Origin of the sequence: Hydrogenophaga sp. (assembly GCF_051007235.1) — a bacterium.
Classification (GTDB): domain Bacteria; phylum Pseudomonadota; class Gammaproteobacteria; order Burkholderiales; family Burkholderiaceae_C; genus Hydrogenophaga.
The window spans coordinates 1-11,244 of the sequence record NZ_JBPCSJ010000165.1 but is presented as its reverse complement, the minus strand read 5'-3'; the positions used below and the strand labels follow the sequence as shown (position 1 = coordinate 11,244).

Below are 11,244 nucleotides of genomic sequence, written 5' to 3'. Positions count from 1 at the left end.
TGCTTCGCCAAAAGAAAGTAGGCAAAGAAAAGGCGAGCCGGATGCGCTGTCCCGCCGCTTCGCGACGGGCACACTGCGTTGCTCGGTCCGGGCGGGGTCTGCGCAAACTTGTCCGCTGCGCGGCCTTCGGACATGCGCAGCCCTGATCCGCCCGGCCCTGCGCTACTCGCCAGCGCATGACGGCGGAAATCGGGTACGGACTCCACCTCGGGCCACCATGGTGGCGAAAAGGGTAGTCCGCATCCGCTCCCGCCTGTGCCGTCCGACCGGGCTGAGCAGCACAGGGGCGCGGGGATCAGACATTCGCGTGTTCGAAGGCCGCGCAGCGGACAAGTTTGCGAATGTCCCCCGCGAACCGAGCAGCGCAAGGAACCGCGAAGCGGCCCGGTCGTCGGCTCGCCTTTTCTTTGCTTACTTTCTTTTGGCGAAGCAAAAGAAAGTGAGTCGGCCGCCGGGCCGAGACCCGGCTCGCCACAGGCGCCGACCAGCACCGACAAAGACGAAAGGAATCAGAAGTGAATCCCCCGCATCATCTGCTGCATCGCCACCGCCTCCGGCGACAACGAAGACTTGGCCCCCTTCTCCCCCTTGGCCGCCGACGAATCCGGGAACATGCGGAAGCTGGTGTTCATCACGATCTGCGCGATGCGCGGCACGAACGCGTGCAGCACCTGCCCCGTCACCCCCAGGCGCGTGGCGATGCGCACCGGCTTGAAGATACAGGCCTGCGCGATCATGTCGGCCGCCTCTTCCGGCGCCAGCGTCGGCACGTTCTTGTAGATCTGCGTGGGCGCGATCATGGGCGTGCGCACCAGAGGCATGTTGATGGTGGTGAAGGTCACGCCCTGATCGGCGAACTCCGAGGAGGCGCAGCGCGTCCACGCGTCCAGCGCTGCCTTGCTGGCCACATAGGCCGAGAAGCGCGGCGCATTGGTCAGCACGCCGATGGAGCTGATGTTGACCACGTGCCCCTTGCGCTTGGCCACCATGCCGGGCAGCAGGCCCATGGTCACGCGCAGACAGCCGAAGTAGTTCAGCTGCATGGTGCGCTCGAAGTCGTGGAAGCGGTCGTAGCTGCCCTCGATGGCGCGGCGGATCGAGCGGCCCGCGTTGTTGATCAGGAAATCCACGCCGCCGTGGTTGGTGATCAGCAGCTGGATGAAACGGTCGCAGTCGGCCATGTCGGCGATGTCGGCCGGGTAGGCGATGAACTGATATCCCTTGGCCTTGGCTTCTGCGCAGGCCTCATCGAGCTTGTCCTGGTCGCGCCCGCAGATGATCGTCACAGCGCCCGCCTCGGCGAACTTGTGCGCCGCCGCCAGGCCAATGCCCGAGCTGCCGCCGGTGACCAGCACCACCTTGCCCGCCACCGTGCCCTTCAAGCTGCGGTCGATGTGCAGGTCCGGGTCGAGGTGGCGCTCCCAGTAGTCCCACAGGCGCCAGGCGTAGTCCTTGAGGTTGGGACATTCGATGCCGCTGCCCTTGAGCGCGGCCTGCGTGTCGCGGCAGTCAAAACGCGTGGGGTAGTTGACGAAGGTCAGCATGTCCTCGGGCAGCCCCAGGTCCTGCATCACCGCCTTGTAGACCCGGCGCACCGGCGCCAGCGCCATCAGGCCCTTCTTCACGCTCTTGGGGATGAAGCCCATCAGCGCCGCGTTGATGAACAGGTTCATCTTGGGCGCGTGCGCGGCCTTGCTCAAAATGTCGAGCACGTCACCGACGCGGTAGCCCATCGGGTCCACCAGGTGGAAGCACTGGCCGCTGGCACGTTTCTGGTGGCTGATGTGGTCCAGCGAGGCCACCACAAAATCCACCGGCACGATGTTGATGCGACCGCCCTCCAGGCCCACGCTGGGCATCCACGGCGGCAGGATCTGGCGCATGCGCTGGATCAGCTTGAAGAAGTAGTACGGCCCGTCGATCTTGTCCATCTCGCCGGTGCGGCTGTCGCCCACCACCAGCGCGGGCCGGTACACGCTCCACGGCACCTTGCACTCCTGGCGCACGATCTTTTCGCTCTCGTGCTTGGTCATGAAGTACGGGTGGTCGATGTTTTCGGCCTCCTCGAACATGTCTTCGCGGAACACGCCTTCGTACAGGCCCGCGGCAGCGATGGACGACACGTGGTGGAAGTGTCCGGCGCCGATGGCCTTGGCGAACTCCACCGTGTTGCGCGTGCCTTCGATGTTGACGGCGATCTGGCTCTCTTCATCGGCGCCCAGGTCGTACACCGCGGCCAGGTGGTAGAAGTGGTCGATCTGACCCTTGAGCGCCTTGGTGGCCTCGGCGCTCACGCCGAGTTTCTTCGCGGTGAGGTCACCAAACACCGGCACCGCGCGCGCTTCGGCGGTGCGCCCGCTCAGGCCCCAGTACTCGCGCAGCGCAGCGACCTTGCCCTCGCTTTCGGGGCGGATCAGGAAGTGCACCACCGCGCCCTTGCGCGTCAGCAGTTGTTGAACGAGCCGCTTGCCGATGAAGCCGGTGGCGCCGGTGACGAAATAATGCATTGCGTTTCTCCTGGGGTCGTTGTAGCGGTGTGCAGCCTGCCATTCTTGCGCAGCCACCAGAGGCCCTGTTTCCGCACAAACCCGCGACCCGATTAGTCGCTGGCCCCTACACAGGGCCGCCTGCCGCGCCGTACAGTTCTTGCATGGCACGGTCACGGTCGTTGCCAACATCCCTGCCCCGTTCAAAGGAGTCCGACCATGGTCAAGAAAGTCCAGAAATCCACCGCTTCCGCCGCAACCGCCGGCGCATCCCCGCTGTCGGGCGCCATCAAGGACTCGGCCCAGCAGATCTGGCTGGCCGGCCTGGGCGCGTTCTCCAAGGCGCAGGCTGAGGGCGGCAAGGCCTTCGAGACCCTGGTCAAGGAAGGCCTGTCGATCCAGCGCAAGACGCAGTCGGTGGCCGAAGAGCGCATCAACGAAGCGACCAGCCGCATGAGCAACATGGCCAACGAGATCGGCAGCAAGGCCGCCGGCCAGTGGGACAAGCTGGAAAACATCTTCGAAGACCGCGTGGCCAAGGCCCTGGGCAAGCTGGGTGTGCCCTCGGCCCGCGACATCGAAACCCTGATGGAACGCATCGACGCGCTGACCCAGCAGGTGCACCAGCTGCACCCCGGCATGGCCGCGGTCAAGGCGGCCAGCAAGCCGGCGGCACGCAAAGCCCTGGCCAAGAAGGTGACCGAGGCCGCGACCAAGACGGCGGCAAAGACGGAGGTCAAGGCCGCCGCCAAAAAGCCCGCGGCGCGCAAGACCACCAGCCGCGCCAAGGCGGCCTGACCACCTGCTGGCCTGAACGGCTGACACACCACCACAACGGGGCGCACGACGCCCCGTTGTGCCGTCTGGCCCACGTGCTGCGATGCAGCAGATCCGCTCCCACCCGAGGTCTACACTCAAAACCATGACGACCCGCCGCCTCCGCACTCCGTCACGATCGAAGCCGCGCACCGCGCTGGCGCTGGCTGGCGGTGGTCCGCTGGGCGCCATCTACGAAATCGGGGCGCTGTGTGCGCTGGATGAAACGCTGCAGGGCCTGGACTTCAACGGGTTTGACCACTACGTCGGCGTCTCGGCCGGCGGCTTCATCGTCGCCGGCCTGGCCAACGGCCTGACGCCGCGCCAGCTGTGCGAGGCCTTCATCGAAGACCGCGCCACCCAGGACCACGTCGACCCCGCCTGGCTGATGACACCGGCCTGGACCGAGTTCGGCGCGCGCCTGCAGCGCCTGCCCGGCCTGCTGGGCGCCGCGCTGTGGGACTGGGGGGTGCAGGGCAAGTCGGCTACCTACGCGTTTGAGCGCCTGGGCGCGGTGCTGCCCACCGGCGTGCTCGACAACGAGGGCATCCACCGCCAGATCGAAGCCCTGTTCAGCCGGCCCGGGCGCAGCAACGACTTCCGCCAGCTGCGTGCGCGCCTGACCCTGGTGGCCACCGAGCTGGACACCGGCGAGGCCGCGCCGTTCGGCCAGCCGGGCTGGGACCACGTACCGATCTCGCGCGCCATCCAGGCCAGCGCGGCTCTGCCCGGCCTGTTCCCGCCCGTGTCCATCGACGGCAAGCACTATGTGGACGGTGCGCTCAAGAAAACCCTGCACGCCAGCGTGGCGCTGGACGAAGGCGTGGACCTGCTGCTGTGCCTGAACCCGCTGGTGCCGTTCCGCGCCGAACCCGATGCACCGCCGCACGCGGGGGCGACGGCCGGTGGCCCGCAGCGCATCCCCTCGCTGATCGAGGGCGGTTTCCCCGCGGTGATGAGCCAGACCTTCCGCTCCATGATCCATTCGCGCCTGGAGCTGGGCTTCAAGCAGTACGAGCGCAGCTACCCCAACACCGACATCGTGCTGATCGAACCCGACCAGCGCGACGCCGAGCTGTTCTTTGCCAACACCTTCAGCTACCGCCAGCGGCGTGAGCTGGCCGAACACGCCTACCAGCAGACGCGGCAGATGCTGCGCGAACGCCAGGCACAGCTGGCACCGAAGCTGGCCCGGCACGGCGTGCGCATCGACACCGACGCGCTGGACGACACCGCACGCCAGCTGCTGCGGCCCCTGCGCAGCGCCAACGCCACGGCGCAGCGCCTGCACGCCACGCTGGACGAGTTGCAGGCCCGCCTGCAGACCCTGCAGCCCCACGCCTGAACAGCACCCCAACCCATGGCCAAAAAAGCCCCGCGCCGCACCGCCGAACGCATCCTGGAGGTGACGCTGGACCTGTTCAACCGCTTCGGTGAACCCAACGTCTCCACCACCCTGATCTCGGCCGAGCTGGGCATCAGCCCCGGCAACCTGTACTACCACTACCCGGCCAAGGACGAGCTGATCAACTCGCTGTTCGAGCGTTACGAAAAGGCGCTGAGCGAACTGCTGGGCGCGGCCGACGGCGTGCGCAACGTGGAGGACGCCTGGTTCTTCCTGCACTCGCTGTTCGAGATCATCTGGGAGTACCGCTTCCTCTACCGCGACCTCAACGACCTGCTGTCCAAGAACCGGCTGCTGGAAACGCGCTTCCAGGGTGTGCTGAAAAACAAGACCCGCGCCATCCGCGCCCTGCTCTCGGGCATGAGCCGCAGCGGCGCGCTGGACATCGACACGCGCGAGGTCGAGGCCACCGCCAACTGCATGGTGGTGGTGCTGACCTACTGGCTGAGTTACGAATACGTGCGCGACCCGCGCCGCGCGCTGGAACCCGACAACGCGCAGCAGGCCCTGCTGCGCGGTGCGCAGCACGTGCTCAACCTGCTGGCGCCCTACCTGGAAGCGGGCCAGCGCCAGCACCTGCTGCAACTCGCCGGCGTGTACCAGACGCCGACCTGACCGCCATGCCCGGCCAGCACCCCTGGACCCCTTGCGCCCATGTCGGCCCACACCTGCAGGCCGATACCCTGCTGGCGCACTGGGGCCGGCTGCACCGCGGTGACGCCGAACCGCCGCCCCAAGACCCCGCCCTGATCGACGGCTGGCTGCTGTTCCACAACGGCGACTTCGAGGCCGCTGCCGACCACGGCCTGCGCCTGGGCGGTGACGGTCTGACGCTGGCCAACAAGGCTGCCTGCGTGCACGCGACCTACGTCGCAGCCCACGAACCGGCACGCCTGCAGCGCTGGCTGGACGCGGCGGCACGGGCCCGTCAGCAACAGGCCAGCGCGCCCGACAACCCGAACGCCTGGTACTGGCAGGCCTATGCGCTGGGCCGCTACAGCCAGGGCATCAGCGTCACCAAGGCGCTGGCGCAGGGGCTGGGCGGGCAGATCCGCCAGGCGCTGGACCGCACCCTGGCGCTGGCCCCCTCGCACGCAGACGCCCACCTGGCCGTGGGCAGCTTCCACGCTGAAATCATCGACAAGGTGGGCGAGCTGATCGGCGGCATGACCTACGGCGCCCGCAAAGACGCGGGCCTGGCCCACTATGCGCGCGCCCTGGCACTGAACCCGGATTCGGCCATCACCCTGGCCGAAGTGGCACAGGGCTGGTCGCTGCTGGAAGGCGAGGCCGCCCTGGACCGGGCCACCGCCCTGCTGGAGCGCGCAGCAGCGGTGCAGCCGCTGGATGCGATGGAGCGCCTCTACGTGGACTCCGCCCGCATGGCCTTGCAAAGCTGAGCCCGCAGCGCCGCGAGCGGTCAGGCCGACAAGCCGTCCACCGCCTGGAACAGCGCCTGCCGGGCCTGGCCCACCACCTGCAAACGCCAGTGGTCGTTGTCGGCGTAGAACGCGTCGCGCATCTGCTGGCGGATCGCCTGGCGCAAGGCCTCGGGCGCCTGCGGGTGGCGGTGCAGCCAGTGGTCGGCGCGCAGGGCCTGCAACACCTCGGGAAAAGGCTTGGTGCCGTATTCGAGCGCGATGCCCGTGTACTCGGCCTGCGGGCACTCTTCGTAGGCGGCGTTCCACATCAGGCCGGTCAGCTTGGCGGAGGTGGACGAACCGTCGTAGATCGAGGTCACGGGCGTCTGGCCGCCACTGCCCCACCAGCTGCGCGTGCGCTGCAGCGCGGCGGCGTCGTCGTGGCAGGCGCAGATGCGTTCGCCCACGCCGCTGGGGCCCAGGCCGGTGTGCAGGTCGATCCAGCCGATGCGACGGGCGCGCCGCGCGTGCGTGCGCAGCACCGTGCGCAAGGTCTGGTGGCTCCAGGTGGGCGCCTGCCCGCCGTAGAACAGGCCGTCGGCGTGCCGGTACTGGCCTTGCGACACGGCGGTCTGGAAGGCCGTCTCGCCGTGCTGCGCCACCCAGTGCTCGATGGCGGCCTCGACCTCGGCCGACGGCGGCCAGGTCTCGGGCAACAGCAACGCCTGCAACTCGGCGTAAGCCGGGTTATCGGGCAGGGGCTGACGGAAGTCCTGGAAGTTGCGGTTGAGGTCCACGTTCTCGTGCGTGACGCGCCGCTGGAACGAAAAACCGTGCGGGTTGAGCGCGTGGATGTAGAGCACCGACACGCCGGCCGCGCGCGCGTGGGCGCGCCAGGCCTCGTCGTGCGTGGCGAACACCTGCACGCCCGAGCCGCAGAACCCTTCCACGCCGTGGCAGGCGCTGCTGACGATGAGCAGGCGCTCGGCGTCGGCCGGGCCGTCCAGCGCCACGTCCATGGCCAGGGTTTCGCCGTCCACACCGGTCAGCGGGTGGTTGTGGCTGCGGATCGCCATGCCGGCCGCGGCCGCCCCTTCGAGGAACAGCACCCGGGCACGGGCATAGCTGGGCGCGAACGCGGCGTTGGGCTCGATCATGCGGGGGCCTTTCCATCGCGCGGCTGGGCCAGCCATTGCTCGACCAGGCGCACCCAGAAGGTGGCACCCAGGGGAATCAGGTCGTCGTTGAAGTCGTAGTGCGGGTTGTGCAGCATGCAGGGGCCCGCGTCGTGCCCACCACCTTCGTAGCCCGCGCGGTGCGCGCCGTCGCCATTGCCGATGAACAGATAACAGCCCGGCCTGGCCTGCAGCATGTAGGCGAAGTCTTCGGCGCCCATGGTGGGCTCCTGCACCCGCAAGCCACTCGCGCCCACGATATCGGCCACCACACGCTGGGCAAACGCCGTTTCGGCCGGGTGGTTCACCGTGGGCGGGTAGTTGCGCTTGAACTGGAACTCGCAGGTCGCCCCAAAAGCGGCGCTGGTGTGCTCGGCGATCTCGCGCATGCGCTGCTCGATCAGGTCCAGCACCTCGAAGGTGAAGGTGCGCACCGTGCCCTGGATTTCGCAGCTGTCGGGCACCACGTTGGTGGCCTCGCCGGTGTGGATCATGGTCACGCTGATCACGCCGGCGTCCACCGGCTTCTTGTTGCGCGTGATGATGGTCTGGAAGGCCTGCACCATCTGGCAGGCCACCGGCACCGGGTCGATGCCGTTGTGCGGCATGGCCGCGTGTGCGCCCTTGCCGCGGATGGTGATGTGAAACTCGTTGCTGGACGCCATGACCGGGCCGGCGCTGGCGGCAAAGCTGCCCACCGGCATGCCCGGCCAGTTGTGCATGCCGTACACCGCCTGCATGGGAAAGCGGTCGAACAGGCCGTCCTTGATCATCTCGCGCGCGCCGCCGCCGCCCTCTTCGGCCGGCTGGAAGATCAGGTAGACGGTGCCGTCGAAGTCCCGGTGCTGGGCCAGGTGCTGCGCGGCCGCCAGCAGCATGGCGGTGTGGCCGTCGTGGCCGCAGGCGTGCATCTTGCCGGCGTGGCGGCTGGCGTGCCCGAAGGTGTTCAGCTCGGTCATGGGCAGCGCGTCCATGTCGGCCCGCAGGCCGATGGCCCGGCCGCAGGCCCCGCCGTCGCGCCCGTGCACGGTGCCCACCACGCCAGTGGTGCCCAGACCGCGGTGGACGGGAATGCCCCATTCGGTGAGTTTGGCGGCCACCAGGTCGGCGGTGCGCACCTCCTGGAAGCAGAGTTCGGGGTGGGCGTGGATGTCGCGCCGCAAGGCGGACACGCTGGCCGCCTGGGTGAGGATGGAATCGATCAGTTGCATGGGGGGGTTCCTCTCACGCCGGTGCAGCCGCACCGGTTGTGCAGTCAAAAACCCATGTTACCCAAGCCCCGGACCCGGCGGCTGTCCCGCCCGCTCAGCCCCTCCCCTGGTGGGGTGAGCCCGCCGATCAGCGGCGCACGCGCCCGTCCTCGGTCAGCAGGGTCAGCTCCACGAAGCGCGAACCGGCGTGTTTCCGGGGGCCGAAGTCCACCGGGAAGCCGCCCAGGTTCAGGTTCTGCAGGCCCTCCACCGCGTTCAGGAACCCTTCGCGCGTGAGGTTGCGGCCCGCGCGCGCGAGCGCCTCGGTGAACACCCGGGCCGCCACAAAGCCCTCCATGCCCGAGTAGTTGGGCGCCACCCCGCGCTGGTCCTTGAGCGCAGCCAGGTAGTCGCCCGACAGCGGGATGACCGGCGCATACGGGAACGGCATCACCTGACTGACCACCACGCCCTTGGCCATGGCGCCCAGCTCGTCCGACAGGGCCTGCGTGCCGACGAAGGACACGTTGTAGAAGTTGCCCGCGTAGCCCTGCTGGCGCGCCAGCCGGATGAAGGTGGCGCAGGCCTTGTACGCGCCGATCTGCACGATGGCTTCGGGCCGCGTGGCCAGAATGTCTTTGAGTGCGGTCGCCACCTCGGTGCTGTTGCGCTCCACCGTGCCCACCGCCACCGGTGCCAGGTTCTGCGCCTGCAGTGCGCGCTCCACCCCCTCCAGGCCGGCCTTGCCGTACGCGTCGTTCTGGTGGAACACGGCCAGCTTGCGGATGCCCACCGACGTCACCTGGCGCACGATGGCCGCGGTTTCGTCGAAGTACGAGGCCCGCACGTGGATGGCGTAGCGGTTGAAAGGCTCGCGCAGCGCCTGCGCGCCGGTGAACGGGGCAAAGAACGGGACCTTGGCTTCCGTCGCCAGCGGCAACGCCGCCAGGCTGGTGGCCGTGCCCACATAACCGAACAGGGCAAACGCGTTTTGCCCGATGAGCTGCCGGGTGTTGGCAACGCAGCGCTCGGGCTCGTAGCCGTCGTCCAGGCGCTGCAGCTCGATGCGCCGGCCGTTGATGCCGCCCTTGGCGTTGACCGCTTCGAAGTGCAGCTGCGCCCCCAGGTGGAACTGCAGCCCCAGCTGGGCGGCCGGACCACTGAAGGGCGCGGACTGGCCCAGCACGACACGGTCGTCGGCCACGCCCGCACTTTGCGCGCGGGCCGCATGCGACCAGGTGCCGAGCGCCGCGGCGCCCACCCAAGAGCCCAGAGAAGAAATGGCCAGACGACGTCGCATGAGGGGGGTCCTGCTATGCTGTTTTTAGATCTCACGGGCCGCCCTCTACCAAGAGGCTCGGCCCGCTGCAGGACGCGAAGCCTACCGCAGAACCCACCACCCCACCGCACCCGCCGACCTCTGGTCATCCCTTGCCGATGAACGCCACCGCCACCCCCTCCATGCCGACCGTTGTGCGCGGCGCCTGCCCGCACGACTGCCCCGACACCTGCGCCCTGCTGACCACGGTCGAGAACGGCGTGGCCGTGCGGGTGCACGGCAACCCGGCACACCGCCACACCGACGGTGCGCTGTGCACCAAGGTCTCGCGCTACACCGAACGCACCTACCACCCCGAACGCATCCTGACGCCGCTGCGCCGTGTCGGCCCCAAGGGCAGCGGCCAGTTCACGCCCATCGGCTGGGACGAGGCGCTCCATGAAATCGCCAGCCGGCTCAAAGCCATCGCGGCCCGCGACCCACAGGCCATCCTGCCGTACAGCTACGCCGGGACCATGGGCCTGGTGCAGGGCGAGGGGATGGCCGCGCGCTTCTTTCACCGGCTGGGTGCCTCGCATCTGGAGCGCACCATCTGCGCCGCCGCTGGCGGCGAAGGCCTGGTGCACACCCTGGGCGGCAAGCTGGGGATGAAGCTGGAGTTCTTCGCCGAGTCGAAGCTCATTCTGATCTGGGGCAGCAACTCGATCGCCAGCAACCTGCATTTCTGGCGCCTGGCCCAGCAGGCCAAACGCGACGGCGCACGCCTGGTCTGCATCGACCCGCGCCGCAGCGAAACCGCCGAAAAATGCCACGAGCACATCCAGCTGCGCCCCGGCACCGACGCAGCGCTGGCCCTGGCGCTGATGCACCAGCTGATCGTGCACGACTGGCTGGACCACGACTACATCGACCGCCACACCCTGGGCTGGGATGGCCTGCGCGAGCGCGCCCTGCAATGGCCGCCCGAGCGCGCGGCCGAGGTCTGCGGCGTGCCGGTGCAACAGATCACCGACCTGGCGCGCGCCTATGGCACGACGAAGCCGGCCGCCATCCGCCTGAACTACGGCATGCAGCGCGTGCGCGGCGGCGGCAACGCCGTGCGCGCCGTGGCCTGCCTGCCCGCTCTGGTGGGCGCCTGGCGCCACCGCGCGGGGGGGCTGCTGCTGTCCGCATCGGGTCATTTCCCGGTCAACCGCGCGGCGCTGCACCGGCCGGACCTGCTGGCCGGCCGCTCACCACGCACCATCAACATGGTGACCATCGGCGACGACCTGCTGCGCGAAACCTCGGCGGATTTCGGCCCCAAGATCGAAGCCCTGATCGTCTACAACAGCAACCCGGTGGCGGTCGCACCCGAGTCCGGCAAGGTAGTGCAGGGTTTCGCGCGCGAAGACCTGTTCACCGTGGTGCTGGAACACTTCCAGACCGACACCGCCGACCACGCCGACATCATCCTGCCGGCCACCACCCAGCTGGAGCACTGGGACATCCACACCAGCTACGGCCACACCGACGTGCTGCTCAACCGCCCC

The 11,244-nt window shown here is 68.6% G+C and carries 9 protein-coding genes; 5 read left to right on the top strand and 4 right to left on the bottom strand.

The window, feature by feature from the left end:
* Positions 1-509: 509 nt before the first annotated feature.
* Entirely contained in the window at positions 510-2,507 is a 1,998-nt protein-coding gene (locus ACR2JA_RS05980) for an SDR family oxidoreductase (protein ID WP_434008196.1), read from the bottom strand.
* Between the two features lie 198 nt (positions 2,508-2,705).
* On the opposite strand from ACR2JA_RS05980, the gene ACR2JA_RS05975 reads away from it, so the two are divergent.
* From ACR2JA_RS05975 to ACR2JA_RS05960, 4 genes are all read left to right on the top strand, one after another.
* Positions 2,706-3,284, top strand: coding sequence for a phasin family protein (locus ACR2JA_RS05975; RefSeq protein ID WP_434008195.1), 579 nt, complete (start codon positions 2,706-2,708; stop codon positions 3,282-3,284).
* 124 nt (positions 3,285-3,408) lie between these two features.
* Entirely contained in the window at positions 3,409-4,647 is a 1,239-nt protein-coding gene (locus tag ACR2JA_RS05970) for a patatin-like phospholipase family protein (RefSeq protein WP_434008194.1), read from the top strand.
* Positions 4,648-4,662: 15 nt separating this feature from the next.
* Complete coding sequence (locus ACR2JA_RS05965) at positions 4,663-5,322, top strand: TetR/AcrR family transcriptional regulator (protein ID WP_434008193.1); 660 nt, start codon at positions 4,663-4,665, stop codon at positions 5,320-5,322.
* Between the two features lie 5 nt (positions 5,323-5,327).
* Positions 5,328-6,107 (top strand): hypothetical protein, encoded by a 780-nt coding sequence (locus ACR2JA_RS05960; RefSeq protein ID WP_434008192.1) that lies wholly within the window; start codon positions 5,328-5,330, stop codon positions 6,105-6,107.
* Between the two features lie 20 nt (positions 6,108-6,127).
* Here the strand turns inward: ACR2JA_RS05960 and ACR2JA_RS05955 are convergent, their stop codons facing one another.
* The 3 genes from ACR2JA_RS05955 to ACR2JA_RS05945 all read right to left on the bottom strand — a co-directional run bounded on the left by ACR2JA_RS05955 (position 6,128) and on the right by ACR2JA_RS05945 (position 9,733).
* Positions 6,128-7,225: a M14 family metallopeptidase gene (locus ACR2JA_RS05955; protein ID WP_434008191.1), complete on the bottom strand. Its 1,098-nt coding sequence runs from the start codon at positions 7,223-7,225 to the stop codon at positions 6,128-6,130.
* The gene (locus tag ACR2JA_RS05950; protein ID WP_434008190.1) at positions 7,222-8,454 is read right to left on the bottom strand and encodes a M20 aminoacylase family protein; all 1,233 of its coding nucleotides are present in this window, start codon (positions 8,452-8,454) and stop codon (positions 7,222-7,224) included. The genes ACR2JA_RS05955 and ACR2JA_RS05950 overlap by 4 nt, the downstream gene beginning before the upstream one ends.
* 127 nt (positions 8,455-8,581) lie before the next feature.
* On the bottom strand, positions 8,582-9,733 hold the full coding sequence (locus tag ACR2JA_RS05945; protein ID WP_434008189.1) for an ABC transporter substrate-binding protein: 1,152 nt from the start codon (positions 9,731-9,733) through the stop codon (positions 8,582-8,584).
* Positions 9,734-9,870: 137 nt separating this feature from the next.
* Between ACR2JA_RS05945 and ACR2JA_RS05940 the strand changes: the two genes are divergently transcribed.
* Positions 9,871-11,244: molybdopterin-dependent oxidoreductase (locus tag ACR2JA_RS05940; protein WP_434008188.1), on the top strand; the 1,374-nt coding region annotated here is incomplete at its 3' end.